Origin of the sequence: Corynebacterium lehmanniae, from assembly GCF_043161975.1 — a bacterium.
Taxonomy (GTDB): Bacteria; Actinomycetota; Actinomycetes; order Mycobacteriales; family Mycobacteriaceae; genus Corynebacterium; species Corynebacterium lehmanniae.
This window is the reverse complement of sequence record NZ_CP170998.1, coordinates 1,718,396-1,744,479: the sequence shown is the minus strand read 5'-3', so window position 1 is coordinate 1,744,479 and position 26,084 is coordinate 1,718,396. Positions and strand designations below refer to the sequence as shown.

The 26,084-nt window shown below is 65.0% G+C and carries 25 protein-coding genes and 1 pseudogene; 17 read left to right on the top strand and 9 right to left on the bottom strand.

Annotated features, from left to right (window positions below; genetic code table 11):
- The first annotated feature begins 26 nt into the window (after positions 1 to 26).
- The 11 genes from rplB to glmS all read left to right on the top strand — a co-directional run bounded on the left by rplB (position 27) and on the right by glmS (position 10,074).
- Complete coding sequence (rplB, locus tag ACF3NP_RS08415; RefSeq protein ID WP_181889794.1) at positions 27 to 860, top strand: 50S ribosomal protein L2; 834 nt, start codon at positions 27 to 29, stop codon at positions 858 to 860.
- A 16-nt stretch (positions 861 to 876) separates the two neighbouring features.
- A complete protein-coding gene (gene rpsS, locus ACF3NP_RS08410; protein WP_018017481.1) occupies positions 877 to 1,152 on the top strand; it encodes a 30S ribosomal protein S19 in 276 nt (91 codons plus the stop codon).
- A 3-nt stretch (positions 1,153 to 1,155) separates the two neighbouring features.
- On the top strand, positions 1,156 to 1,515 hold the full coding sequence (rplV, locus tag ACF3NP_RS08405; RefSeq protein ID WP_070475001.1) for a 50S ribosomal protein L22: 360 nt from the start codon (positions 1,156 to 1,158) through the stop codon (positions 1,513 to 1,515).
- Complete coding sequence (gene rpsC, locus ACF3NP_RS08400; RefSeq protein WP_181889795.1) at positions 1,515 to 2,258, top strand: 30S ribosomal protein S3; 744 nt, start codon at positions 1,515 to 1,517, stop codon at positions 2,256 to 2,258. The genes rplV and rpsC overlap by 1 nt, the downstream gene beginning before the upstream one ends.
- A 3-nt stretch (positions 2,259 to 2,261) precedes the next feature.
- Positions 2,262 to 2,678 carry a 50S ribosomal protein L16 gene (gene rplP, locus ACF3NP_RS08395; RefSeq protein ID WP_181889796.1) on the top strand — a complete coding sequence of 139 codons (417 nt, stop codon included), beginning with the start codon at positions 2,262 to 2,264 and terminating at the stop codon, positions 2,676 to 2,678.
- On the top strand, positions 2,678 to 2,917 hold the full coding sequence (gene rpmC, locus ACF3NP_RS08390) for a 50S ribosomal protein L29 (protein WP_085956803.1): 240 nt from the start codon (positions 2,678 to 2,680) through the stop codon (positions 2,915 to 2,917). Before rplP ends, rpmC begins: the two co-directional genes overlap by 1 nt.
- 2 nt (positions 2,918 to 2,919) lie before the next feature.
- The gene (gene rpsQ / locus ACF3NP_RS08385; RefSeq protein WP_181889797.1) at positions 2,920 to 3,204 is read left to right on the top strand and encodes a 30S ribosomal protein S17; all 285 of its coding nucleotides are present in this window, start codon (positions 2,920 to 2,922) and stop codon (positions 3,202 to 3,204) included.
- Positions 3,205 to 3,564: 360 nt separating this feature from the next.
- Positions 3,565 to 5,205, top strand: coding sequence for an IS21 family transposase (gene istA / locus ACF3NP_RS08380; RefSeq protein ID WP_181888927.1), 1,641 nt, complete (start codon positions 3,565 to 3,567; stop codon positions 5,203 to 5,205).
- Positions 5,206 to 5,208: 3 nt separating this feature from the next.
- The gene (locus tag ACF3NP_RS08375) at positions 5,209 to 5,976 is read left to right on the top strand and encodes an ATP-binding protein (protein WP_070771239.1); all 768 of its coding nucleotides are present in this window, start codon (positions 5,209 to 5,211) and stop codon (positions 5,974 to 5,976) included.
- A gap of 161 nt (positions 5,977 to 6,137) precedes the next feature.
- On the top strand, positions 6,138 to 8,105 hold the full coding sequence (locus ACF3NP_RS08370; RefSeq protein ID WP_392398627.1) for a PhoX family protein: 1,968 nt from the start codon (positions 6,138 to 6,140) through the stop codon (positions 8,103 to 8,105).
- 103 nt (positions 8,106 to 8,208) lie between these two features.
- Positions 8,209 to 10,074 carry a glutamine--fructose-6-phosphate transaminase (isomerizing) gene (glmS, locus tag ACF3NP_RS08365; RefSeq protein ID WP_181889800.1) on the top strand — a complete coding sequence of 622 codons (1,866 nt, stop codon included), beginning with the start codon at positions 8,209 to 8,211 and terminating at the stop codon, positions 10,072 to 10,074.
- 213 nt (positions 10,075 to 10,287) lie between these two features.
- On the opposite strand, the gene ACF3NP_RS08360 is transcribed toward glmS, so the two are convergent.
- The 3 genes from ACF3NP_RS08360 to ACF3NP_RS08350 form a co-directional block, all read right to left on the bottom strand.
- The gene (locus tag ACF3NP_RS08360; RefSeq protein WP_236883581.1) at positions 10,288 to 10,887 is read right to left on the bottom strand and encodes a Fic/DOC family protein; all 600 of its coding nucleotides are present in this window, start codon (positions 10,885 to 10,887) and stop codon (positions 10,288 to 10,290) included.
- 101 nt (positions 10,888 to 10,988) lie between these two features.
- Positions 10,989 to 11,210: an antitoxin VbhA family protein gene (locus ACF3NP_RS08355; protein WP_181889801.1), complete on the bottom strand. Its 222-nt coding sequence runs from the start codon at positions 11,208 to 11,210 to the stop codon at positions 10,989 to 10,991.
- A 250-nt stretch (positions 11,211 to 11,460) separates the two neighbouring features.
- Positions 11,461 to 12,327 (bottom strand): carbohydrate kinase family protein, encoded by an 867-nt coding sequence (locus ACF3NP_RS08350; RefSeq protein ID WP_181889802.1) that lies wholly within the window; start codon positions 12,325 to 12,327, stop codon positions 11,461 to 11,463.
- A gap of 18 nt (positions 12,328 to 12,345) precedes the next feature.
- Between ACF3NP_RS08350 and ACF3NP_RS08345 the strand changes: the two genes are divergently transcribed.
- Positions 12,346 to 13,614 carry a glycoside hydrolase family 32 protein gene (locus ACF3NP_RS08345; protein ID WP_181889803.1) on the top strand — a complete coding sequence of 423 codons (1,269 nt, stop codon included), beginning with the start codon at positions 12,346 to 12,348 and terminating at the stop codon, positions 13,612 to 13,614.
- Between the two features lie 12 nt (positions 13,615 to 13,626).
- Positions 13,627 to 15,627: a sucrose-specific PTS transporter subunit IIBC gene (locus tag ACF3NP_RS08340; RefSeq protein ID WP_181889804.1), complete on the top strand. Its 2,001-nt coding sequence runs from the start codon at positions 13,627 to 13,629 to the stop codon at positions 15,625 to 15,627.
- On the opposite strand, the pseudogene thiD reads toward ACF3NP_RS08340, so the two are convergent.
- The 4 genes and pseudogenes from thiD to ACF3NP_RS08320 form a co-directional block, all read right to left on the bottom strand.
- A pseudogene (thiD, locus tag ACF3NP_RS08335) lies at positions 15,615 to 16,424 on the bottom strand (bifunctional hydroxymethylpyrimidine kinase/phosphomethylpyrimidine kinase); the annotation flags it as partial. The gene ACF3NP_RS08340 and the pseudogene thiD overlap by 13 nt on opposite strands.
- Before the next feature lie 22 nt (positions 16,425 to 16,446).
- Entirely contained in the window at positions 16,447 to 18,039 is a 1,593-nt protein-coding gene (locus tag ACF3NP_RS08330) for a GTPase (RefSeq protein ID WP_392398626.1), read from the bottom strand.
- Positions 18,032 to 19,876, bottom strand: a complete 1,845-nt coding sequence (locus ACF3NP_RS08325) for a GTPase (RefSeq protein WP_338026648.1) — start codon at positions 19,874 to 19,876, stop codon at positions 18,032 to 18,034. The genes ACF3NP_RS08330 and ACF3NP_RS08325 overlap by 8 nt, the downstream gene beginning before the upstream one ends.
- 28 nt (positions 19,877 to 19,904) lie before the next feature.
- Positions 19,905 to 20,696, bottom strand: coding sequence for a formate/nitrite transporter family protein (locus ACF3NP_RS08320; RefSeq protein ID WP_181889808.1), 792 nt, complete (start codon positions 20,694 to 20,696; stop codon positions 19,905 to 19,907).
- 371 nt (positions 20,697 to 21,067) lie between these two features.
- On the opposite strand from ACF3NP_RS08320, the gene rplN reads away from it, so the two are divergent.
- From rplN to rplE, 3 genes are read left to right on the top strand one after another with little or no spacing between them, the layout of a single operon-like run.
- A complete protein-coding gene (gene rplN / locus ACF3NP_RS08315) occupies positions 21,068 to 21,436 on the top strand; it encodes a 50S ribosomal protein L14 (protein ID WP_038609661.1) in 369 nt (122 codons plus the stop codon).
- A gap of 3 nt (positions 21,437 to 21,439) precedes the next feature.
- A complete protein-coding gene (rplX, locus tag ACF3NP_RS08310; protein WP_181889810.1) occupies positions 21,440 to 21,754 on the top strand; it encodes a 50S ribosomal protein L24 in 315 nt (104 codons plus the stop codon).
- Positions 21,754 to 22,341 (top strand): 50S ribosomal protein L5, encoded by a 588-nt coding sequence (gene rplE / locus ACF3NP_RS08305; RefSeq protein ID WP_181889811.1) that lies wholly within the window; start codon positions 21,754 to 21,756, stop codon positions 22,339 to 22,341. Before rplX ends, rplE begins: the two co-directional genes overlap by 1 nt.
- 103 nt (positions 22,342 to 22,444) lie before the next feature.
- Here rplE and ACF3NP_RS08300 read toward each other — a convergent pair whose 3' ends face one another.
- Positions 22,445 to 23,644 (bottom strand): hypothetical protein, encoded by a 1,200-nt coding sequence (locus tag ACF3NP_RS08300; protein ID WP_181889812.1) that lies wholly within the window; start codon positions 23,642 to 23,644, stop codon positions 22,445 to 22,447.
- Positions 23,645 to 23,766: 122 nt separating this feature from the next.
- On the opposite strand from ACF3NP_RS08300, the gene ACF3NP_RS08295 reads away from it, so the two are divergent.
- The gene (locus tag ACF3NP_RS08295) at positions 23,767 to 25,284 is read left to right on the top strand and encodes an OFA family MFS transporter (protein WP_181890048.1); all 1,518 of its coding nucleotides are present in this window, start codon (positions 23,767 to 23,769) and stop codon (positions 25,282 to 25,284) included.
- Here the strand turns inward: ACF3NP_RS08295 and ACF3NP_RS08290 are convergent.
- Positions 25,281 to 26,036, bottom strand: a complete 756-nt coding sequence (locus ACF3NP_RS08290; RefSeq protein ID WP_181889813.1) for a formate dehydrogenase accessory sulfurtransferase FdhD — start codon at positions 26,034 to 26,036, stop codon at positions 25,281 to 25,283. The two genes, ACF3NP_RS08295 and ACF3NP_RS08290, sit on opposite strands and share 4 nt — an antisense overlap.
- Positions 26,037 to 26,084: the final 48 nt, after the last annotated feature.

The following is a 26,084-nucleotide window of genomic DNA, read 5'->3' as shown; positions in this document are numbered from 1 at the left end:
AAGAGGACGATAGAAAAGGAACCATTATGGCTATTCGCAAGTACAAGCCGACAACTCCGGGTCGCCGTGCCAGCTCCGTTTCCGCGTTCGAGGAGATCACTCGCTCGACCCCGGAAAAGTCGCTGCTGCGCCCGCTCCCGAAGAAGGGTGGCCGTAACTCTCACGGCCACATCACCACCCGTCACCGCGGCGGCGGCCACAAGCGCCGTTACCGCGTGATCGACTTCCGCCGCTCCGACAAGGACGGCGTGCTGGCAAAGGTCGCTCACATCGAGTACGACCCGAACCGCACCGCAAACATTGCGCTGCTGCACTACTACGACGGCGAGAAGCGCTACATCATCGCGCCGAAGGGCCTGACCCAGGGCACCGTCGTCGAGGCTGGTCCGAACGCCGACATCAAGGTCGGCAACAACCTGCCGCTGCGCAACATCCCGACCGGTACGACCATCCACGCTGTGGAGCTCAAGCCGGGTGCTGGTGCCAAGCTCGCCCGCTCCGCCGGTGCGTCCATCCAGCTGCTGGGTAAGGAAGGCAACTACGCAGTCCTGCGTATGCCGTCTTCCGAGATCCGTCGCGTGGACATCCGCTGCCGCGCCACCATCGGTGAGGTCGGCAACGCCGACCAGATCAACATCCGCTGGGGCAAGGCCGGCCGCATGCGCTGGAAGGGCTGGCGCCCGACCGTGCGTGGTGTGGTCATGAACCCGGTCGACCACCCGCACGGTGGTGGCGAGGGCAAGACCTCGGGTGGCCGCCACCCGGTGTCGCCGTGGGGCCAGAAGGAAGGCCGCACCCGCAACCCGAACCGTTATTCCAACAACATGATCGTGCGGCGCCGCCGCTCGAAGAAGCGCTAAGAGGAGGTAAACAGACATGCCACGTAGCCTGAAGAAAGGCCCGTTCGTCGACGAGCACCTCCTCAACAAGGTGGACGCTCAGAACGAGGCTGGCACCAAGCAGGTCATCAAGACCTGGTCGCGCCGTTCGACCATTCTCCCCGATTTCATCGGTCACACCTTCGCCGTCCACGACGGCCGCAAGCACGTGCCGGTGTTCGTCGACGAGTCCATGGTCGGCCACAAGCTCGGCGAGTTTGCACCGACCAAGACCTTCAAGGGTCACGTCAAGGAACAGAAGGGACGTCGATAAGCAATGGCTGACACCATCACCACTGCATCCGCGACGGCCAAGTTTGTCCGCGTCTCGCCGATGAAGGCCCGCCGCGTGCTGGCACTCGTCCGCGGCAAGGACGTTGCCGAGGCCCTCGCGATCCTGAAGTACGCACCGCAGGGTGCTGCCAAGGACGTTGCGAAGGTTGTCGCCTCCGCAGCGGCCAACGCTGAGAACAACTTCGGCCTGGACCCGCGCACGCTCGTCATCTCCGAGTGCTACGCAAACGAGGGCCCGACCATGCGCCGCTACCAGCCGCGCGCCCAGGGCCGCGCCTTCCAGATCCGGAAGCGCACCTCCCACATCACCGTTGTTGTCGAGTCCAAGGAAGGGGCCAAGTAATGGGCCAGAAGATTCACCCGCACGGCCTGCGCCTGGGTATCACTTCCGACTGGAAGTCCCACTGGTACGCCGACAAGAACTACGCTGACTACGTTGCGGAGGACATCAAGGTCCGCGAGTACCTCGAGAAGAACCTCGAGCGCGCCGGCATCTCCGACATCGTCATCGAGCGCACCCGCGACCGCGTGCGTGTGGACATCCACACCGCTCGTCCGGGCATCGTCATCGGCCGCCGCGGCGCTGAGGCAGACCGCATCCGTCGCGAGCTGGAGAAGCTCACCGGCAAGATGGTCGCGCTGAACATCATCGAGGTCAAGAACATCGATGCCGACGCAACCCTGGTTGCACAGTCCATCGCTGAGCAGCTGGTAAACCGTGTCGCGTTCCGTCGCGCCATGCGTAAGGCCATCCAGTCCGCGATGCGCAACCCGCAGGTCAAGGGCATCAAGGTTATGACGTCCGGCCGTCTCGGCGGCGCGGAAATGTCCCGTGTCGAGCGCTACCACGAGGGTCGCGTTCCGCTGCACACCCTGCGTGCAGAGATCGATTACGGCACGGCAGAAGCACACACCACCTTTGGCGTCATCGGCGTCAAGGTGTGGATCTACAAGGGCGACGTCGTGGGCGGTGTCCGCGAGTCCGAGCTCAACGCTCCGAAGAACGAGCGCGGTGGCCGTGGCGACCGTCGCCCGCGCCGCGGCGGCCAGCGTCGCCAGCGTGCAGAGCAGAAGAAGGAGGGCTAATTCATGCTCATCCCTAAGCGCGTGAAGTACCGCCGTCAGCACCGTCCGCACCGCACGGGCGTGTCCAAGGGCGGCAACAAGATCACCTTCGGCGACTACGGCCTGCAGGCGCTCGAGCCGGCGTACATCACCAACCGCCAGATCGAGTCCGCACGTATCGCCATCAACCGCCACGTCAAGCGTGGTGGCAAGGTGTGGATCAACATCTTCCCGGATCGTCCGTTGACCCAGAAGCCGCTCGGCGTGCGTATGGGTTCCGGTAAGGGCCCGGTGGAGAAGTGGGTGGCCAACGTCAAGCCTGGCCGCATTCTTTTCGAAATGTCCTACCCGAACGAGGAGACTGCAATCGAGGCTCTGCGCCGCGCTGGCGCGAAGCTGCCGTGCAAGGTCCGCGTGATTAAGAAGGAGGACCAGTTCTAATGGCAACCGGTACCCCCGCATCTGAGTTCCGCGAGCTCAACGACGATGAGCTGCGCACCCGTCTGACCGAGGCGAAGGAAGAGCTGTTCAACCTGCGCTTCCAGCTCGCGACCGGCCAGCTCACCAACAACCGCCGCATCTCCACCGTGAAGCGCGACATCGCTCGCATCTACACGGTGCTGCGCGAGCGCGAGCTCGGCCTGTCCGTTGTCCCGGAGTCCACGGGAGCTGAGGCATAACCATGAGTGAGGCAAACGTGACTGAGAACACCAAGGTCAAGGCAGTGCAGAAGCGTCGTCGTGGCTACGTTGTGTCCGACAAGATGGACAAGACGATCGTCGTCGAGGTTGAGGACCGCAAGTCCCACGCCCTGTACGGCAAGATCGTGCGTACCACCACCCGCGTGAAGGCACACGACGAGGAGAACACCGCCGGCATCGGCGACCTCGTCCTCATCGAGGAGACGCGTCCGCTGTCCAAGGACAAGCACTTCCGTCTCGTCGACATCATCGAGAAGGCTCGCTAAGAGCACCTAGCTTTTCGACGTCGTACCCGTCCAACCTCGTGTTGGGCGGGTATTTTCGTGTGTTTGACAACTGTTCACCCGGATTTCGGCGCTCATTTACTCGTGTTGAGTAACTTCTTCCAGGCCAAACTCTGTATACGTTTCCTGGGAGAACTCATGCCTATCAAGGGTATTAACCTGCTGTTCCAGTCCAAGCGCTCGTCTTTGACCTGTACCTACAAGTGTTGTTACGCGGTCGTATCTAGTAACACCGTGGTGAGTATCGAGTAACGCATTGGTGAGCATCCAGTAACAGTCCGGGGGAGGATTCTGGTGACCGCGTGACTTCAGGGCACGCGGCGTTACCAGAGGAGTCTGATTGTGACTGACTACCGGGCGGTAATGGATCAAGTGCTCAAAGGCTGGTCTGTCCGCCAAATCTGTTCGAGTCTGCGGTGCTCGCACACCACGGTGCAAAAAGCACGCGATGCGCTGGTGGAACACAACATCACAACCCGTGAGCAACTTCGTGGGGTTGCGGATCATGAGCTGGTGGACTGGTTCGTCGACGGGCGCAGCCATGCTCAGGGCGATTTCGTCCCGATCGATTTCGACGCTGTCGCCAAGGCACGCACCGGGCGCAACAAGGTGACCCTGCAGGTACTGTGGGGCCGCTACACCGCACAGCCTGCGGACCCAGGCCAGCGGTATTACAGCTACGAGCGGTTTCGCCAGCTTGTGGCCCAACACGTTGATGCAGCTGGGCTGACCGCCAGGATCACCCATGCCCCAGGCCATACGATGCAGGTGGACTGGGCAGGCACAAAGATGCGGCTGTGTGACCCCACCGGCGGGCAAGGATCGAAGGTCAGTATCTTTGTCGCCTCGCTGCCGTATTCAGGCATGGTGTTCGCCTGCGCGTGCGCGGATGAGCGCCAGGACGCATGGCTTGCAGCTCATATCCGCGCGTTTGAGTACTTCGGCGGGGTTGCCGAGGTCATCGTGCCAGATAACGCCTCGACAGCCTCGAACGCGATTAGTGCCGCGGACAAAAATCGTCGGGTCAACTCCACCTACGAGGAGTTTTTGGAGCACTACAACACCGCCGCATTGCCGGCTCGGGCGAAACGACCCAAAGACAAGGCCAGCGTCGAAGCCGCAGTCAAGATCGTCACCCAAAACGTCATCCACGCACTCGATGGCCACCAGTGCGTCGGGATAGACGAGCTCAACGCGAAAATCACCGCCCTGGTCGATGGGATCAACGCTGCCACGCCGTTTCGCGGCAATGCGACGAGCAGACGCGCATTGTTTGATCAGTTCGAACGCGACGTGCTCACCGCGCTGCCTGCAACACCGTGGCAGCGCACCGAATGGAAACGCGCCAAAGTCGCACCCAATTTCCACATCAGAGTGCACAACGCGCATTACTCGGTACCGCACCAGCTGGTGGGCCGCACCGTGGATGTGCGCATCACCGGTGACAGTCTCGCCGTCTTCGACGCCGGGCAGCGTGTGGCCAGACACCAACTCGCGCGTGCCCGCGGGGTGTATGTCACCGACACCGACCACATACCGGCGAACCTGGGTGATACCCGTGGGTTGTGGACAAGTGAGTACTTCCTGCGCGAAGCCTCCAAGATCGGGCCGGCCACACGCCAGGTGATTGCCGAGCTCATCGAAGCTAAAGCGATCCCTGCCCAGGCGTACCAAGCGTGCCGCAACGTGCTCAACATGGGCAAACACGCCAACAAGCCAATCCTCGAAGATGCCTGCAGACGTTTGGTGTCCACCGACGGCAGAAGGCGTGCTGTGTCGTATACCGCGGTGAAAAACATGATGGCCGCCGTGCGCAAAGACACCTCCACACGACCTACAGGTGCTGACCTGCCAATCGATCAATTAACCGGCAGACCCGCTGACGGTGCGCCTGCCCCGTCAGCGCGTGACACCCGCGGCGCCTACCTCGGTGGTGCTGCCCAGTTCAGCCTCGAAAACCTCACCAAGAAAGGATCTGCATAACCCATGCCCCACCCGCAACCAGCATCATCATCCGCCCGCTTCCTCGACGAATCAGTCCTGCCGATCTTTACCGATCTACGCATGACCGCCTTCGGACAAAGCGTCATCGACATCGCCGCCGATCCCGCATTCGACGACTGGAGCTTCTCCGACAAAGTGCTCTACGCACTCGATAAAGAGGTAGCGGCCAAGCGTGAGAGGCGAGTCAACAAACTGCTCAAAGCATCCCGATCGCCAAATCCCGATGCTTGTATCGAAGACATCACCTACACGCCCGGCCGCACCATTAACAAAGAGCAAATCACCCGACTCGCTCACTGCCAATGGTGCCAAAGCGCACAAAACATTGTCATCCTGGGCAAATCCTCCGTCGGCAAAACCTACCTCGCCCAAGCACTACTCACCGCGGCGTGCAGAAATGACTACTCCGCACGCTTCTTCCGCACCGACACACTCGCCAACCACCTCGCCGTGCTCAAACACGACGACCCAGCCCGCATCACGTTCCTCGAAGACCTACACAACACAGACGTGTTAGTCCTCGACGACTTCCTCACCACCCCAATCGATGCCGCCACCGCACACCAACTGCTCAATATCCTCGCAGAACGCGAACCCCGCGGATCGACCATCGTGACATCCCAGTTCACACCCGACGAGTGGTACAAATCCATCCCCGACGCCGTCATCGCCGAGTCAATACTCAACCGACTCGTCGCCGGCGCCGAAATCATCACACTCGAAGGCACCAACATGCGACTGACCCAATAACCCCCGCTACCAACCTAAACGCCCGGGTGTTACTCGATACTCACCCGGGCGTTACCCGAAACTCACCACACCGTTACTAAACACGTGGTCTAAACAAGTGCGGCAACGCGTGTGCTGGCGATTGCACCAACGAGTCCGACAACCCGTACTTCGGCGACCTGATGTCCCGCCGCGGCGTGCTGAAGGCATTCGGTGCTGGCACCGTGACCCTCGGCGGCGGCGCACTGCTCGCCGCCTGCGGCGTCGACGAGGATGTGGCGGAAACCACCGAATCCGCGACGGCCACCTCCACCAGCACCGAGGTCGCGAAGGCTGAGATCAAGCCGGCTGCTGGCATGCGTTTCGACGGCGTGCAGCCGAACGAGAAGGACGAGGTTGTCGTCCCGGCGGGCTACGACACCTCTGTGCTGATCGCCTGGGGCGACCCGGTGTACGAGGACGCGCCTGAGTTCGACCCGAACAACCAGACCGCCGCAGCTGCAGCCCGCCAGTTCGGCTTCAACAACGACTTCGCCGGCCTGATGGAGCACCCGACCGACAAGAACCGCATGCTCTACGTCTGCTCCCACGAGTACTCCACTGAACCGCAGATGCTGCCGAACTACGATCCGGAGAACCCGACGGACGAGCAGATCAATATCGGCATTGCCAGCCACGGCCACACCGTCCTCGAGGTGTCCAAGGACCCCAAGACCGGTGAGCTCAAGCGCGAGTTCGGCCCGCTGAACCGCCGCATCACTGGCGAGACCGAGTTCAAGATCGTCGGGCCGGCTGCCGGCCACGACCTGCTCAAGACCTCCGCCGATCCGACCGGCACCACGGTCTTCGGCACCTTCAACAACTGCTCCGGCGGTGTGACCCCGTGGGGCACCTTCCTTTCTGGCGAGGAGAACATCGACCAGTACTGGGCCAACGCCGCCGCCGTCACCGGTGAGCGCCCGGCCGCGGACGTGAAGCGCTTCGGCGTGTCCGAGAACGCGTCGCAGCGCAAGTGGGAGCGCCTGCACGACCGCTTCGACCTGGCGAAGGAGCCGAACGAGTTTAACCGCTTCGGCTACCTGGTTGAGATCAACCCGTACGATCCGGAGTCCGTCCCGGTCAAGCACACCGCCCTGGGCCGTTTCAAGCACGAGGCCGGCAACGTCCACGTCACCGAGGACGGCACCGTGGTGTGCTACTCCGGCGACGACGCGCGCTTCGAGTACATCTACAAGTTCGTCTCCTCCAAGAAGGTCAAGGAGGGCGACATCGCCCACAACATGGCAATCCTCGACGAGGGCACCCTCTACGTCGCCAACCTCGAAGGTAACTCCGAGGCCGGCGAGATCACCGGCGACGGCGACCTGCCCAAGGACGGCGACTTTGACGGCACCGGCAAGTGGATCCCGCTGCTGACCGCCCATGCCGACGGCACCGCCGAGTCCCACGTGGACGGCTTCACCGGCGAAGAGGTGGCCATCTACACCCGCCTCGCCGCAGACGAGGTCGGCGCCACGAAGATGGACCGCCCGGAGGACTTCGAGGTCAACCCGGTCAACGGCAAGCTCTACGTCGCGCTGACCAACAACAGCTACCGCGGCGCCACCGGCGAGAACGCCAAGAAGAGCAAGGAAGACGTCACCGAGTACGCGCCGATCCGCGAGAACAAGAACGGCCTGGTCATGGAGATCGAGGACGACTACGCAGGCACCGAGTTCAAGTGGAACCTGCTGCTCGTCTGCGGCGACCCGAACGCCGCGTCGACCTACTTCGGCGGCTTCCCCAAGGAGCAAGTGTCCCCGATTTCCTGCCCGGACAACGTCGCGTTCGACTCCCACGGCAACCTGTGGATCTCCACCGACGGCAACGCGCTCGGCACTAACGACGGCCTGTACGCCGTCGGCCTCGAGGGTGAGAACCGCGGCCAGGTGCTGTGCTTCCTCACCGTGCCGTACGCCGCTGAGACCTGCGGCCCGATCGTCACCGACGAGCTGGTCCTGGTCAACGTCCAGCACCCGGGCGAGGAGGACGATGCCACCTTTGAAAAGCCCGCGTCCCACTGGCCCGACGGTGGCAACTCCGTTCCGCGCCCGGCCGTTGCTCAGGTGTTCCGCACCGACGGCCAGAAGATCGGCATGGAGAAGGCTTAAACGCTAGGTGTCTTTTGCTCGAACCCGCCGCTGTCCACACTCGTGGCCCGTGGCGGGTTTTCCACTTTCTACAGACAACTAAACTGGAGTAAAATTTTTCCCCATGTGTGGAATCGTTGGATACGTAGGCGCCGGCACCGCTGAGCGCGACGCGAAAAATGTCATTGTCGAGGGACTGCGCCGCCTCGAATACCGCGGATACGACTCCGCCGGTGTCGCGGTTGCCAACAACGGCGTCATCGAGTGCCGCAAGAAGGCCGGCAAAGTTGCAGACCTGGAAGCCGAAATCTCGGACAACCCAATTGCGGCTTCCAAGCTCGGCATCGGGCACACCCGCTGGGCAACCCACGGCGGACCGACCGATGCAAACGCCCACCCGCACGTCGTCGGCGACGGCCGCATGGCTGTGGTCCACAACGGCATCATCGAGAACTTTTCGGCGTTGAAGGCGGAGCTCGTCGATAAGGGCTACCGCTTCGTCTCCGAGACCGACACCGAGGTCGCTGGCACCCTGCTGCTGGACATCTACGACAAGGAAGCAGACGGCGACCTCACCCGCGCGATGCAGCTGACCGCGCAGCGCCTCGAAGGCGCCTTCACCCTGCTGGCGATCCACGCAGACCACCCGGACCGCATCGTCGCAGCGCGCTGGAACTCCCCGCTGGTCATCGGCGTCGGCGAGAACGAAAACTTCCTCAGCTCCGACGTCGCCGGCTTCATCGAATTCACCCGCGACGCCGTGGAGATGGACAACGGCCAGATTGTCACCCTGACCGCCGAGGGCTACGAGGTCTGCGACTTCGACGGCAACCCCGCCGAAGCCAAGCCGTTCACCGTTGAATGGGACGTCACCGCCGCGGAAAAGGGCGGCTTCAACTCCTTCATGGAAAAGGAGATCCACGACCAGCCCACCGCCGTCCGCGACACCCTCTACGGACGCTTCGACGAACAGGGCAAGCTCATCCTCGACGAGCTGCGCATCGACGAATCCGTGCTGCGCTCCATCAACAAAATCATCATCGTGGCCTGCGGCACCGCCTCCTACGCGGGCCAGGTGGCGCGCTACGCCATCGAACACTGGTGCCGCATCCCGACGGAGGTGGAGCTCGCCCACGAGTTCCGCTACCGCGACCCGATCGTCAACGAGCGCACCCTCGTGGTCGCCGTGTCCCAGTCTGGCGAAACCATGGACACGCTCATGGCCGTGCGCCACGCCCGCGAGCAGGGCGCGAAGGTGATCGCCATCTGCAACACCGTCGGTTCCTCCATCCCGCGCGAGGCAGACGCGTCGCTGTACACCTACGCCGGTCCGGAGATCGCCGTGGCGTCGACGAAGGCGTTCATCTCCCAGATCGTGGCCGCATACCTGCTCGCCCTGTACCTGGCTCAGGTGCGCGGCAACAAGTACGCCGACGAGATCCGCCAGATCGTGGACGAGCTGCAGGAAATGCCGGACAAGATCCAGCAGGTGCTGGACAACGAAGGCCAGGTCAAGCAGCTGGGCCAGGACATGTCGGACGCGAAGTCCGTGCTGTTCCTAGGCCGCCACGTCGGCTTCCCAGTCGCCCTCGAAGGCGCGCTGAAGCTCAAGGAGGTGGCCTACCTGCACTCCGAGGGCTTCGCCGCCGGCGAGCTCAAGCACGGCCCGATCGCGCTCGTGGAGGAAGGCCAACCGGTGTTCATCATCGTGCCGTCCAAGCGCTCCCGCAATAACCTGCACGCCAAGGTCGTCTCCAACATCCAGGAGGTCCGCGCCCGCGGTGCGGTGACCATCGTGATCGCGGAAGACGGCGACACGGACGTGGAGGCCTACGCCGACCACATCATCCGCATCCCGCAGTCCGCCGGCCTGATGCAGCCGCTGTTGTCCACCATCCCGCTGCAGATCTTCGCCTCCTCCGTGGCGGAGGCCCGCGGCCTGAACGTGGACCAGCCGCGCAACCTGGCTAAGTCCGTGACGGTGGAGTAGGGTTTGCCGCGCTTTCCTGGCGTCGGGCTCGGGCGGTTTCGTCTGGGCCCGGCGCCGTTCTTGTGCCGGTTTCGCGGATCGTCTAGCAGCGCATAGAGGAGTGCTAGACGATCATTTGTTGGGCGCGGCGTTTGCCCAGGTGATGTTGGAAATAGTTGTCGTTAGCAGCGTGATCGTATAGCAGCGGTAGCGAGCCGCTAGACGATCCGGGCCTCAGTGGGATTCGGGAGACCACGCCGCGCCGGGGTGCGCGCGGCGGAACTCCATCATCCGGTGGAAGACCTCAGCTGCGCCTGCTCTTTGGCCCTGCGTCTCGCTGAGCGCGCCACTGCCGTCGGGGAGATCTGTCGGGGCGAACACGCCAGGGCGCAGTACTTGAGCGAGAAAAGAGGGATCGGCAGTTGCAGCGCCGACGTATCGGGCAGCGTGTGCCTGGGTGGCGTCGATACGCGTCCAGTCCACCGCCCAACCTGCAGCGCGCAGCATCTGATCGAAGAAGTACCGCTGTGTGCGGGAGTTGCCGTCGCGGAACGGGTGCACGATTGTGAGCTCGCTCCAGTGATCTGTGACGGTCCGCACCGCAGACTCGATTTCTGACGACGAAGGCGGCAACTTCGCGATGCGGCTCATGACCCGGTCAAGCTCAGTGTCGACGTACTGCGCCCGGCACATGGCCATTCCCATTGCGCCGACCTCCTCGGTGCGGATCTCGCCGGCCCACGGGTAGATGTCTTGCATCAGGTAGTGGTGGGTGCGCAGGAGTGATTCGCGGGTGAACTCGGTGAGGGGAGGGCCGAGCTCGAGCTCACCCAACCGTTGCGTAGCAAGGCTCCCAGCGATGCGTTCTAGCTGCGCGGGATCTGAAATCCCAAACAGGTTATCGGGTGCTTCCCGGCTCTGTCGGGCCACGATGCTTAGGCCACGCCGGCGATACGTCGGCGCAGTTCGTGTGCGCGTGGCGAATCGCCCAGCCCCTCGCGCTCCAAGACAAGCAATACTGCCTCGTCGGCGGAGACCTCGCTACGGAATTGCCGTCTTAGCAGCGCTTCGTCCTCGGCTGATAGGGGTTGCCCCGCCATGACCATGGAGGCGTTCACGGCGGCAACCTTTTGGTCTTCACTGCGCGGGTCGGTCATGGTGCAGCATTTTACCTGTTCAGGAGTAGAAGCGGAACCCTGCGGATCTGCTAGCTCCGCTTTGGACGGCACTAGCAGATCAACTGTCCAAGTTTTTGTTTGTGCAGGTGATGTTGAAAGGCGTTGTCGGTAAGAGCGTGATCTGCTAGTTACCTGGAAGAGGGCGGGGCGGGGAACTAGCAGATCCGCGCGCCGGGGGGTGAGAAGACGGTGCCAGACCGGAACCCCACAGACCCGCGCAGATCCGCGCCTACACCAGCTCGTGCAGATACGGCGTGTCGGCGCCGGTGCGGGAAACGGTGATGGCGGCGGCGCGGGCGGCGAAGTCCAGGATCTCGCGCCACTCGTCCGCGCCCAGCGCCAACAGCGCGGAACGGTCGAGGCCGCGGGCGTCGAACTGGTGCACCAGCGCGGCCATGATGGTGTCGCCGGCGCCGATGGTGTCCGCGACCTCCACGGTGGGGGCCTGCACTTCGCAAACGCCGAACGGTGCACGGACACGGATGCCTTCGCCGCCGAGGGTGGTCACCACGACGGGCACGTGTGAGGTGTCGCCGAGGAATTCGACTTCCTCGTCGGAAAGCTTCAACACCGTGACCGATTCCAAGAGACCGCGCAGGAACAGGCGGTGTTTCTCCGAGGAAAACGCGGGCCGTAGGTTGGGATCCAGGCACACGATCGCGCCGTTGTCGGCGCTGACTCGCGCGGCCTCTGCGTAGCGCAGCGAGCCGGGTTCCAGGGCCAGGGACAACGTGCCGAACACTGCGTAGCCGCTCTCCACCGGCACCGGTTGGGCGAGCCGGTCCGCGGTGCCGTTGACGTAGAAGGTGTAGGAGGCGGAGCCGTCGTCACGCAATGCGGTCCCTGCGAGGGTGGTGGGCTCGCTGCCGCTGGGGCATTTCGAGAGGTCGACGCCTTCGTCGATGAGTGATTGCCGCAGCGCCGCGCCGTACGCGTCGGATGAGAGGCGCGACTGGAACGCCACAGGAGAGCCGAAGCGCCCGAGCGCGCGGGCCACGTTGAACGGGCCGCCGCCGAGCGCCGGGGTGAGCGGCGCGAGCGGGCCGGGGGCGGACGGCACGAGGTCGACCAAGGCTTCGCCGTACACGGTGATCATGCGTCATAGAATAAACACATGTCGTACCGGCCGAAACACCACCTCACCGCGCCTCAGGGCAGGCTCAACGACCCTAACGGGATGATGTTGCTCGGCGATGAGCTGCATGTGTTCTACCAGCACGACCCGTCCTTTCCCGCCCAGCCCAAACGCACCGGCTGGGGGCATGCCGTGACCACGTTGGGCTCAGGCGTGTGGCGGCACTTCCCGGACGCGCTCTACCCGGGCGTGTCGTACGACGAGAACGGCTGCTACTCCGGCTCTGGCGTGGTGCACGACGGCCAGATTCGCCTGTTTTACACCGGCAACGTCAAACGCGACGGAAAGCGGCTGACCAGCCAGAACATCGTGGACGTGGGCGGCATCGAGGGCCCGATGGGCGGAACCTACCGCCGCCGCGGCACCAATCCCGCGATCGATGGCCCCGCGGACGGCTACACCGCGCACTACCGCGACCCGCACGTCACCCAGGCGCCGGACGGCACGTGGCGGATGGTGCTTGGCGCCCAGCGCGAAAACGGCACCGGCGCCGCTGTGCTCTACACCTCCGACGACCTGGACAGGTGGCAATTCGCCGGCGAGATCGAGTTCGCGGGCCTGAACTACAACGTCGCCTCGGCCTACATGTGGGAGTGTCCAAACCTGCTGCGGATGCACGATCAGGCCACGGGCGAGATGCGCGACGTTTTCGTGTTTTGCCCGCAGTTTCCGGATTCGGACGAGTGCGGGTACGTCGTCGGCAAACTTGAAGGCCTGCGGTTCGAGGTCGAGCGGGATTTCACGCCGCTGGATTTCGGCTCTGAGTTCTACGCGCCACAGCTCATCAGCGACAACAACGGCGGCGCGCTCATGCTCGGCTGGATGGGGCTGCCCGCGCGCGACGACACCCCCAGCTTCCCCGCGGAGGGGTGGGTGCATCAGCTCACGCTGGTCAGGGAGCTTTCGCTTATCGACGGCCACCTAGCCACCGCCCTGCAGATCCCGGACGCCCACGACATGCTGGTCGAGCGGGTAGCGCTGGGGGACGCCCCCTGGGCGGCGGATCTCGTCGCGGAGGGGGATCACGTGTGCGCCACGGTGACCTGGCAGCCGGACGGCGCAGGGCGCGGCACAGTGTTCGTCGACGTGGCAGGCCGCATCCGGTGGGCCGAGTGCGCCGCGGGTGAGCTGGTGCTTACCGCGGACGGCGCGGCGGTGGAGTGCACCGCGGGCGACGGGGAAGTCGCGTTTTCTTTTGCCGTCTTTGCTCCCGGTGGGGCGCAGTGGTCGGCGCTGACACCTCAATAGGAAGGAACAACCGTGCAACATAAGGACGTGGCCAGCCGGGTGCTGGCCGCCGTGGGCGGCGAGGACAACATCGTCGGCGCGGCGCACTGCGCCACGCGCCTGCGGATGGTGCTGAAGGATTCTTCGCTGGCGGACACCGCCGCGCTGGAAAACGACCCAGACCTCAAGGGCGTGTTCGAAACCGGCGGGATGTACCAGATCATCGTCGGCCCTGGCGACGTGGACAGGGTGTTTGCGGCGATGGACGCGATGACGTCGAGAAGCATTGCGGTTTCCACCGAGGAGCTGAAAAGCGTGGCGGCGAACCAGGGCAGCTGGTTCACCCGCTTTATCAAGGTGTTTTCGGACATCTTCGTGCCGCTGATTCCGATCCTGGTCGGCGGCGGCCTGCTCATGGCGCTGAACAACGTGCTTACCGCAGAGGGGCTGTTCGGCGACGAATCCCTGGTGGGGATGTTCCCGCAGATCCAGGGGCTGACGGAGATCATCAACGTCCTGTCGTCCGCGCCGTTCGCCTTCCTGCCGGTGCTGGTGGGCTTCTCCGCGACGAAGCGCTTCGGCGGCAACGAGTACTTGGGCGCCGGCATGGGCATGGCGATGGTGCACCCGGCGCTGGTCAACGGTTACGACGTGGTCACCTCCATGGCGGAGGGCACCATGCCGTACTGGGACCTGTTCGGCTTCCCGGTGGCGCAGGGCGGCTACCAGGGCGCGGTGCTTCCGGTGCTGGTGGTCGCGTGGATTTTGGCCACGATTGAGAAGTGGTTCCACCGCCGCCTCAAGGGCACCGCAGACTTCCTGATTACCCCGCTGGCCACGCTGCTGATCACCGGGTTCATCACGTTCATCGCGGTCGGCCCGTTCGTGCGCTGGCTGGGCGACCTGCTCATTCACGGCCTGGCCAGCCTGTACGACCTCGGCGGCCCGGTGGGCGGGTTCCTGTTCGGCCTGGTGTACTCGCCGATCGTGATCACGGGCCTGCACCAGTCCTTCCCGCCGATTGAGCTGGAGCTGTTTAACCAGGGCGGCTCGTTTATCTTCCCCACGGCGTCCATGGCCAACATCGCGCAGGGCGCGGTGGCGCTGGCCGTGTACTTCCTGGCGCGCAACGCCAAGCTCAAGGGCCTGGCGGGGTCCTCGGGCATCTCGGCGGTCTTCGGCATCACCGAGCCGGCGATCTTCGGCGTGAACCTGCGTCTGCGCTGGCCGTTCTACATCGGCATGGGCGCGGCGGCCATTGGTGCGATGCTCATTGCGCTTTTCGACGTCAAGGCCACCGCCCTCGGCGCCGCCGGCTTCATCGGAGTTGTGTCCATGCGCCCCGGCGATATGCCCACGTTCCTGGCGCTGGCAGCCGTCACGTTCGTCATCGCGTTCGCGGCCGCGTACGGTTACGGCCTCTACCTGGTGCGCAAGCAGGGAACCATCGACCCGGACGCCCCGGAGGATTCGCGGGCCGACGCGGCCGCGGCGGCGACGCTGCGCGAGGCATCGGCGGACGCGCTGCCGGTCGCGGCCCCGCTCACCGGCGAGGCGCTGCCGCTGGCGGACGTGTCCGACCCGATGTTCGCCCAGGCCAAACTCGGCGAGGGCGTGGCAATCCGCCCGACGGTGGGGGAGCTGCGCTCGCCCCTCGACGGCAAAGTGGTGGTCACCTTCCCGTCCGCCCACGCTTACGCGGTGCGCGGCACCGGCTCCGACGGCAAGCCTGTGGACGTGCTGATGCACATCGGCTTCGACACCGTGAACCTCAAGGGCGAGCACTTCACCCCGCAGGTGAAGAAGGGCGATGAGGTGCGCGCGGGCGATCTGCTAGCCACCTTCGACATCGAGGGCATCGAGGCCGCTGGCTACGAGGTAACCACCCCGGTAGTGGTGTCCAACATGAAGAAGGTCGGCGAGGTCCTGCCGGGCCTGCTGCTGCCCGGCAGCGTCAGCGCCGGCGACAAGCTGTTCTCCGTGGAGCCGAAGCCGGCTGCGGCCGAGGCTCACACCCCGCCCGCCAGCCGGTAGAGGCGGTGGAAGTGGTGCACGGGGCCGTTCCCGCGGCCGACGTTGAGCTCGTCGGCGTGGGCGATGGCCTCGTGGAGCCAGTCGGAGGCCCAGGTGGCCGCGGCGTTGGCGTCGCTGAGCACCATGCGCGTGGCCAGCGCCGCCGAGAGCGAACACCCGGTGCCGTGGGTGTTGTTGGTCTCCACGCGCGGCACCTCGGCGACGTGGGCCTCGCCGCCGGGGGTGACTAGGGCGTTGGAGGCGCGGTCGCCTTTGAGGTGGCCGCCTTTGACCAGCACGCTGACGCCCGCGTCGTTGGCGTAGGTGCGGCCCAAGGCCACCGCCGCCTCAAACGATTCCGGCTCGGGCTGGCCGGTGAGCACGGCCAGCTCCGGCAGGTTCGGGGTGACCACCGTGGCGTGGTCGCGGACCAGCTGGCGCAGGGCCTCCTCCGCGTCGGCAGAAAGCAGGCGGTCGCCGGAGGTGGCCACCATCACCGGGTCCACCACCACGACCGGCACCGGGTGGGCGGCGAGGTAGTCGGCCACAGTGCGGGTGGTTTCAACGTCGCCGAGCATGCCGATCTTCACGGCGTCCACTTCGACGTCGTCGAACACCGCGTCGAGCTGCGCGCGCAGAAACGACTGCGGGGGAGTGTGGATCTCGCGCACACCCTGGGTGTTTTGGGCCACCAGCGCGGTGGTCACGCACATGCCGTAGCCGCCGGCGGCTGCGATGGATTTCAGGTCGGCCTGGATGCCGGCGCCGCCGGTGGGGTCGGTGCCGGCGATGGACAAGACTCTGGGAATTCGTGCCATATTCGCCGACCGTACCGGGAAACTAGCCCGCGGCCACGGCGATGCGCTCGGCGAAGCGGGAGTAGTCTTCCCGGATGGCCAGCAGCGGCTCCACCACCGCGGTCTGGGAGACCTCGGCGACCTGTTTCTGCACCGCCGAGCGGGTGCGCCGCTTCACCCCGGAGCCGAGCATCCCGCCGAACACCGCGGAGATCAGGCCGATGACCAGGCCGGTGAGCAGCCCTGCCATGATCAGCAGCGTCGGGATTGGCCAGCCTTCCACGTCGGGCACGAGGTCGCCGCCGAGCAGGGGAGTGAGCACGCCCGGCACGAACGCGACCAGCAGGTACCACAGCACGCCCACCAGGGCGGCCAGCAGCGCCAGCCACTGGATCACGGTGAGCAGCGACAAGCCCTTGGACGGCTCCGCGGGCAGCGTGGTGCGGGCGACGGCGCGGTCCAGCTCCGCGGGCAGGCCGGCGGAGACCTCCTCGGCGCGGTCGGCCACGGCGGCGGACCACTCGTGCGGCAGCCCGTCGGCGACGGCGCCCGCGTAGTCGCGCACGCCCCGGTTTGCCACGGCCTTCGACGCGGCGTCGAGCTCCGGCATTGAGCTGCGGTGCACCCCGATCTCGTCGGATGCTTCGCGCAGTCCCAGCCGGCGCAGCGGGTCGGGTTTGAAGCGGGTGATCCAGGAGGTCAGCAGCCACCCGGTGCGTTCGCGCAGCCGCTTGCGGTACGCCGCGGCGGTGGTCTCCGCGATGCGGTCCGCGCCGGCGGCCTGCGCCAGCACGGCGTCCATGTCGCGCTTCGCATTCTTTGCGACGCCTCCGGCACCCCTCACCCCGGAATACCCCTCGGCGACAGAGCGGATGTCCGCCTCGATGCGCGCGGTCTGCGCCGTGTGCGCCTTGGCCACCTTCGCGATCGCGGCGCGCAGGTTCTCGATTCCGGCGCCCGTCAGGGTGGAGGTGGGGACGACCTGGACGTTGGTGAGGCCGTCGTCACGCAAAAGCCCCGCGTACGAGTCCGCGACGGTGCCGACATCTCCCGCGGCGAGCAGGTCGGACTTGTTCAGCACCGCCAACGTCACGGCGGAGTGGTTGGCGTGCGGGCGGATGAACTGGTCGTGGATGACGGAATCCGCGTATTTCTCCGGGTCGGAGACCCACACCAGCACGTCCACCTGGCCGGCAAGGCGTTCCGCGATGGCGCGGTTGGACGCCTCCACCGAGTCGAAATCGGGCAGGTCTAACAGGATCAGCGGGCCAGCGCCGCGGGCGAACTCGCCCTGGCGGGCGCGGCGGTCCTCCACGCCCAGCCAGTCCAGCAGCTCCTCGGAGCCGTCCGGCTCCCAGATGGCGGCCAGCGGCGAGGAGGTGGTGGGGCGGCGCGCGGCGGCCTTGCCCAGGTCCTCGCCAACAACAGCGTTGAACAGCGAGGTCTTGCCGGAGCCGGTGGCGCCGAAAAAGCCCACCACGGTGTGGTCGCCGGACAGCGCGCGGCGTTCCGCGCCGGCTTTCGCCACGCGCTCGAGGCCCTCGCGGTTGCCCGGCGAGAGGTACGGTGCGCCGATCTGCGCGGCCTGATCCAGCGCCTCCAGCCGCTCGGTCAGGCCAGCTTTCTTCCTAAACATTGCCGTCCCCCTTGCCAAAGCTGCCGCGCAGCTGGTCAAACAGCCCGCGCAGCGTGCCGCGCTCGAAGCTTTCCTCCACATCCTCCTGCTTCGCGGGAAGCTGCGGGGCTTCTTGCCTATCGACGAGCCCAAGGAGCCTCACGTCCACAGCGCGCTTCGCCTCCGCGGAAGCTTCCCGCATCTGCTCGGCGGTCGCGCCCTCGAGCAGCGGATCCGTCAAGACGTGGTAGCGGTCGCGCTCCGCGGCGAACAGCTCGCCCAGGCGCTGGTTTAAGTCCTCCCGGGCCTGGACGACCATGCGGCGCACGGTGTCCTCGCCGAATATCGTCTCAAGCAGTTTCTGGCCCACCACGGCGGATCCGCCCGCGATGGCCACCTCGCCGCCGGTAATGCCCGCCGTGGAGGCGAAGACCACCAGCATCAGCGCCACGGTGGCCACGTTCAGACCGAACGACATGAGGCGGGCGCGCTGGCGCTTGTCGCCGGCGGTGTCCTGGATGTGCTGCACCATGTCCTTTTGCCAGTCGCGCACCAGCTGCGCGGCCTTGTCGGAGATGTCCGCGCTGGCGCGGGCGAGCGCCGGATCCGCGTCCGCGCGCAGCTCCGGGGCCACCGAACCGGTGTGGGACCACGCGCGCGACGCGGCGGTCTCGGCCGCGTCTACGATCACGGCATGCAGGCCGGACTCGATCTCGGTCTCCACCTCGCGCAGCGGCGCGGGCTGGCCGGTGAAGAAGCTGCCCACCTTGTCCACGGCGCTGGAGAACCAACGCTCGACACCGCGGAACACATCTGAGGTGCCGACGACGTCCTGCCAACGGTCCATCACCTCGGAGCGCAGCAGCTTACCGTCGGAGGTGGCGTCGATGACATGACGGTTCGCGGCGGTGTAGAACTCGTGGATCGACTCGTCGAGCTGGTTGGCAAAGTTTTCCTGGCGTTCGCGGCGGCCCACCAGGGCATCCACGCGGGTAAGCGCCGATTCCACCGCACCCGCAACGGTCTTGCCGGCCACGTCGCGCCGGGCGGCGGTGTCGTCCGCGAGCGTGGTCAGGTACTCGCGAAGTGGTGCGACCAGCTCCTCGCCCAGGAATTCGCCGGACTGCTCGCCACCAAGGTCCGCCACAAACGGGACGGTAAATACGGTGGCCTTGGAAAGTCCCGCGTCGTTCATCATGCGGCGCAAGTCGTCTGGCACCGTCTCCGCGGCCTTGTCGTCGAGGCGGTTGAGCACCACCACGACCTCGATGCCGCGGCCGGCGGCGTCGTTGAGGAAGTTCCACACCAGCTGGTCCGCGTAGCGCGCCGGGGTGGTGACGAAGATCCACAGGTCCGCGGCGGCGAGGAGCTGGGACGCCAGGGCCCGGTTCTGGTCGTCGATGGAGTCGAAATCGGGGGCGTCGAGAAGCGCCAAGCCCTCCGGGATGCGGGGCGTGTCCACGACACGCAGGGTGGTGGAGCGCTCGTCGCCCGCGCCGTGCGAGCGGGCCAGGCCGGGCAGCACCTGCGGGGAGTTGAACCAGTCCGCGTCGCCCGGGTTGGCCACCAGCACCGGCTGACGGGTGGTGGGGCGGATCACGCCCGGGTTAGACACCCGCTCGCGCAGCAGCGCGTTGACAATGGTGGACTTGCCGGAGCCGGTGGAGCCGCCGATGACGGCGAGCAGGGGCGCGTCGAGGTTGGCCAGGCGCGGCAGCACATAGTCGTCGAGCTGATTGACTATGGCGCGGGCTTCGGAAGCGACGTCGACAGGCAGTGCCGTGTACGCCACCGCATCGCGCACGCCGCGCACGGCCTGAAGGACATCTGGAGCCGAGTGGGAAACAGGTGTATTCACCCGTCCCATTCTGGCAGACGGCGCGGAACTAGTCCTTGTAGTCCGTCTTGGTCAGGTTGAGCCAGCCGTAGAGCCCGCCCATCATGAAGCCGCCGCCGACGAAGTTGCCCAGCCACACGACGACCCAGTTGCGGATCACGTTCCAGTTGGTGAAGCCCTCGATCACATCCGGGCCGAGCGTGAAGCCGCCCAGGCTGGTGAGGATGAAGTTCGCGATGGAGTGCTCGTAGCTCATGGTCGCAAACGACGGGATGATCAGGATGACGCCCCACAGCTTCGCGCTGTAGTCTTTGCCCGCCTGGGTTGCCAGCATGAAGGCGATGTTGACCACGACGTTGGCCAGGATTGCTTCGACAAAAAGTGTTGAACTGGACTTTTGCAGCTTGGCCACCAGCAAGTCGTGGAGGAACCCGTCCACTTCCACAAGCTGGCCCATGGTGGTGCGGGAAATCAGCCATGCGATCACCACTGCACCGATGAGATTGAAGATGGTGACGAACAGGACCAGCAACAGACCCCTGACCACAGTGTTCTTTTTGTGGATCGCGCCATAGGTCATGAACATCATGTCGCCTGTGGCGAGTTCGCCTTGCAGCACGATGATGATGTACAGCGTGGAGGCGAAGATGCCGCCGAACGCGTACTTGCCCCACCCCGGGGCGTACGTGTCCGTCAGCTGGGCAGTGGAGGCGGCGAACGCCGTCATGATCCCCAGATACACGCCCGCCAGTACTGCACGGGTGGCAAACCGGGCGGGCTCTTCGGAAAAGAGGTCAACCTTGTTCTTAATCGCCGTAGGGGCGGCTTCGTAAAAACTCACGGGATTTAACGTACAAGAGGTCATACCTTATGGCGAAACTTCGCGATACCGCCGGGAAGCCGCTGACCTGCCGTGTTGGTGCTTGTTGCGTTTCGTGTGTCTAGATTCACAGGCAGAAGTAAGACTCCCGGACAGCGACGCGAGCGGCGCAGGAAGCTGCCCGCGCGCGGATTTGGGGAATCGGCCCAGCTCGTGGTTGAATACTCCAGTTGTCTACTGCTGGTCGGGTGCAACGCGCGTTTCCGAGCTGCGCATCCGAGACCCTTCGACCACGTGGTGGTTCGTCGATAAGCAATGGGCACCGCAAACATTGACCACGTGCGTGCAGGACGGAAATCTGGCGCACATTGATCCAGGTCAGGAGACCAACTGTGATTCAGCAAGAATCGCGTCTGAAGGTCGCCGACAACACTGGTGCACGCGAGATTCTGTGCATCAACGTTCTCGGCGGTTCTGTTCGACGCTTCGCCGGCATCGGCGACACGATTGTCGCCACCGTGAAGGAAGCTGCCCCGGGCGGCAACGTCAAGGAGGGTGAGGTCGTCAAGGCTGTCATCGTCCGCGCGAAGAAGGAAACCCGTCGTCCGGACGGCTCCTACATCTCCTTCGACGAGAACGCTGCCGTCATCATCAAGAACGACACCGAGCCGCGCGGCACCCGCATCTTCGGCCCGGTCGCTCGTGAGCTGCGCGACAAGCGCTTCATGAAGATCGTGTCTCTCGCACCGGAGGTGATCTAACTTATGAAGATCAAGAAGGGCGATATGGTCCAGGTCATCGCCGGCAAGGACAAGGGTGCTCAGGGCCGCGTCATCGAGGCGTACCCGCAGCGTGACAAGGTCCTGGTCGAGGGCGTGAACCGCATCAAGAAGCACGTCGCAAACTCCTACACCGAGCGCGGCGCCGAGTCCGGCGGCATTGTCACCCAGGAAGCCCCGATCCACGTGTCCAACGTGATGATCCTGGACTCCGACGGCAAGCCGACCCGCGTCGGCTACCGCTTCGACGAGGACGGCAAGAAGATCCGCGTAGCCAAGTCGAACGGGAAGGACATCTAATGACTGAGAGCATTCAGAACTACACCCCCCGCCTGAAGACGCGTTACCAGGACGAGATCCGCACCAAGCTGAACGACCAGTTCTCTTACGACAACGTCATGCAGATCCCGGGCCTGACCAAGATCGTCGTGAACATGGGTGTCGGCGACGCCGCCCGCGACTCCAAGGTCATCAACGGCGCGCTCGAGGACCTCACCGCGATCACCGGCCAGAAGCCGCAGCTGCGTCGCGCGAAGAAGTCCATCGCTAACTTCAAGCTCCGCGAAGGCATGCCGATCGGCGCGAAGGTCACCCTCCGCGGCGACCGCATGTGGGAGTTCCTGGACCGCCTGCTGACCGTGGCCCTGCCGCGTATTCGCGACTTCCGCGGCCTGAACGACAAGCAGTTCGACGGCAACGGCAACTACACCTTCGGCCTGTCCGAGCAGACCATGTTCTACGAGATCGACATCGACAAGATCGATCGCGTCCGCGGCATGGACATCACGCTCGTCACCACCGCCACGAACGACGACGAGGGTCGCGCCCTGCTGACGCACCTCGGCTTCCCGTTCGCCGACAAGGACGGCAAGATGAAGCGCGCATAAGCGTTCGCTTGCTTGGCTGCTTTGCGCCCCCGGTTCTTTCTGGACCGGGGGCGTTTTGCGTGTGTTGGGGTGGGCTGGGCGCCGGGCGCCGCCTGAGGTGCGACTAACGAGGTTCACGAGTGGGGTCGGGCGGGAACGCCAAATCGAGCAGTTCTACTTCGGTGAGGGTTTCCGGGTTGTGCCACAGGATTGCTTCGATCCGCCCGTCGTGGTTGTAGAGCGTGACCCAGTGCTCGTAGAGGACAATTCCTGCACGCCCGTCGTCGGCCCAGGGGACGCCGAGGGCATCGAGCTTCTCCGTGAACCTCGAGGTTGGGATGTGGAACGGGATGCCCAGGAAACTGGCGTTGTACTGCGGACTGATTTCGAGCTCGGTCACCACACCGTCCTTTTCGGTGGCCCTGGCAGCAAACGCTTGCCCATTCAGTGACAGCGTCGCCTGGTACCCGTTTCCGAGGAACTCGTTCCAATTCATGCGGTCGATGATGGGGGTCGGCTCGGGATCGCCCATTGCGTCCAGCACGTCCTCGAACTTCAACGGGCAGTCCGTGGTGAAGTCGACGAGCGGCTCGTACCCAGCGCGGTCCTCGGCCGGCTGGGCAGGGGAAGTGGTGCGTGCGGCTGACGCGGCGGCTTCGGCTTGCACGTTTGCCTCGTAGATCTTCCGCACTGTCTCAACCGGTCCAACAATCGACACCACTCCAGGTTCGTTGGCGACGGTGACGCTGTGCGTATCGACGCCCGCGCGTTCGGTTATGCGCGCGCCTATCGCCGCTCCGCATTCTCTTGCCTCAGCCTCCGCGAGCACCGGGGGAAGGAAGTCTTCGAAGACGAACACGTTGCCCACGTCGTCGATCTCGACGAAGTGGAGCGTTTCGCCGGTGACCCGGCTGCGTGCCGCGGCGAGCGAGCGGATGAATCGGAGGTAGTCGTCCTTGTTGGGCGACAGTGCGACGCCCAACTGCTCCCAGTACTTCACCCTGTTCGACGTGAGGTCCGCGACGGCATCCAACACATTCATGGCGATGGTGTCGGCCGGGTCCGGGTCTTCGGGCCATGCACCATTAAACGCGTTGTCGAGTTGGTCGTAGCAGGTGTCCATTCGGGCACGTGCGTCGTCGCTAAGCGAAAAGTCCCTCGTTGATGCATCGAACTCGATGCTGTTGATGATGGCGGTGACCTCCGGCCACCTCGCAGTGCAAGAGCGGGCGTAACCGTGGAGGAATGCCTTCGCGGTTTGTAGGGCGCCGAGCGCTGAGGCAGTTGTGGATCCGGCGTGTTGGAGTGCTTCGTCGTAGAACATCGGCCGTCGACCTCCTCGTGCTGTGCGGCCCACCTTAGATGAATGGAAGCTCTCTGATTCTGCCCACCTGCGAGTTATTATGCGCTTCGTAATTTATGCAGACGAGACGGCAGGAAGCGTCCATGTCATTCTTCTCCCGAGGTGCGATCATCGCGCCCAAGGAATTCAACCGCTGGCTCATTGTCCCGGCAGCCTTGGCGATCCACCTCTCCATCGGGCAGGTGTACGGGTTCTCCGTGTTTAAGAAGCCGATGATGGAGCACTTCGGGGTGGGGGAAGTTGCCGTGGGGTGGATCTTCTCGCTGGCGATCGGCATGCTGGGCACCTCGTCTGCGCTGTTTGGCTCGTGGGTGGAAAAGGTCGGACCGCGTGCCTCCATGTCCGTCGCTGGGGTGCTGTGGGTGACCGGATTCCTGGTGGCAACGCTGGGCATCAGCACCGGCAACCTGTGGCTGGTGTACTTCGGCTACGGGTTCATCGGCGGCATTGGCCTGGGCATCGGCTACATCTCGCCCGTGTCTACGCTGATGAAGTGGTTCCCGGACCGGCCGGGCCTGGCTACCGGGCTGGCGATCATGGGCTTCGGTGGTGGTGCGCTCATCGCGTCGCCGGCCTCGAACCGGCTGATGGAAGCATTCGGCGGCGGGGCTGAACTCGCGGACCGCGCCGCGGGGCTTGAACCGACGTTTATCACCCTCGCGGTGGTGTACTTGCTGGTCATCGCGATGGGTGCGTACTGCATCCGGCTGCCGCACCCGGACTGGACCCCGTCAGGCGCGCCGAAGATCAAGGCGAAGCCGGCGAAAGTCGCCATCGTCGGCGCGAATGTCAGCGCGAACAACGCGATCCGCACGCCGCAGTTCTGGTGCCTGTGGGTGATCCTGTTCTGCAACATCACCGCCGGCATCGGCATCCTGGAAAACGCCGCGCCGATGGTGCAGGACTACTACCCGGCGCTGAGCGCCGCGGCCGCCGCCGGCTTTGTCGGCCTGCTGTCGCTGGCCAACATGGGCGGGCGTTTTATCTGGTCGTCCGCCTCCGACGTGATCGGCCGCAAGAACATCTACATGGTCTACCTGGGCGTCGGCCTGATCTTCTACTTCGTGGTGGCATCCGCCGGCCACACCAGCCTGGCGTTGTTCGTGGTAAGTACCCTGATCCTGCTCACCTTCTACGGCGGCGGGTTCGCCACCATCCCGGCGTACCTGCGCGACCTGTTCGGCGTGTACCAGGTCGGCGCGATCCACGGCCGGTTGCTCACCGCCTGGTCCGCGGCGGGTGTGGCGGGCCCGCTGATCATCAACATGGTGGTGGAGCGCCAAGCCAGCCGCGGCAACTCGGGCCCGGAGCTGTACCAGCTCTCGCTCTACATCATGTGCGTGCTGTTGGCGGTGGGGCTCGTGGCCAACGTGCTGGTCCGGCCTGTTGCGGAGAAGTGGTTCGAGGATCCGGAGACGGTGGCCGCGAAGGTTGAGGCGGATCGTGCGTCGGCGAGAGAGTCCGCAACGACGGCGACCGGTGGCGGTGCTGGATCCATCCACGCGCTGGTGGCTGCGGTGCTCGCGCTCGTGATCACGGCGCTGCTCGTCTACGGGCTGTGGGAGACCGCGGCGAAGGCCTCACAGATGTTCGCTGGCTAACCCCCGGCGTAGACGCTGAAACGTTCGGCGCCCACCTCGCCAACGAGCACCGTGTTGCTGGCCCGGGCGAGCTCCACGGCCATCGACGTCACGCCGGCAGTGGTGGCCACCACGCCGAACCCGGCGGCCGCGGCGGCGCGCACGATTTCGAAGCCCACCTGCGCATCGGTTGCGAGGGTGAGGGTGGGGGACGGGAGGGCGTCGAGAAGCATGTGCCCCGCAATCTTGTGCACGGCGTTTAACGGATCGAGGTCCTGGCGCCCCGCATCGCCCGCGACCGCCGTGGGCAGGTCGCGCGTGCGGTGCTGCGACAACACCCCGGGCAGCGCGAATATTGCAGACGGCTCGAGCTCCATGAACTCGTCGCGCACGTCGAGGTTGGCGGCGAGCTCGCGCACTCGCTGCTCGGCGGAGATGCCGCACGCGTCGCCGGGGATCGGGTCGATAAATTGCGGGGACGCGGGGCGCGCGAGCTGGACATCCAGCAGGTTGTAGGTATTTTCGCCGCCGATCGCGCCCTCGCAGTAGCGGGCGGTGACCACGTCCTCGACACGCGTGATCATCCCGCGCGCCAGCAGCAGGCCGTGGGCGAGCTCGATGTCGTGGCCCGGGGTGCGCATCAGCGTTGCGACGCTCACGCCACCGGCCCGGATCTCCAACGGCTCTTCAACCGCGACCTGGCCCGCGCGGGTGTCGCGGGTGCCGTCGGCGGAAATCTTGGTGACTGCGAAGCTGCGTTTGGTCCTGCTCACGGGAACCGATGGTATCGCCGGATGCTTAACTCGCGAACTTGCGGCGAA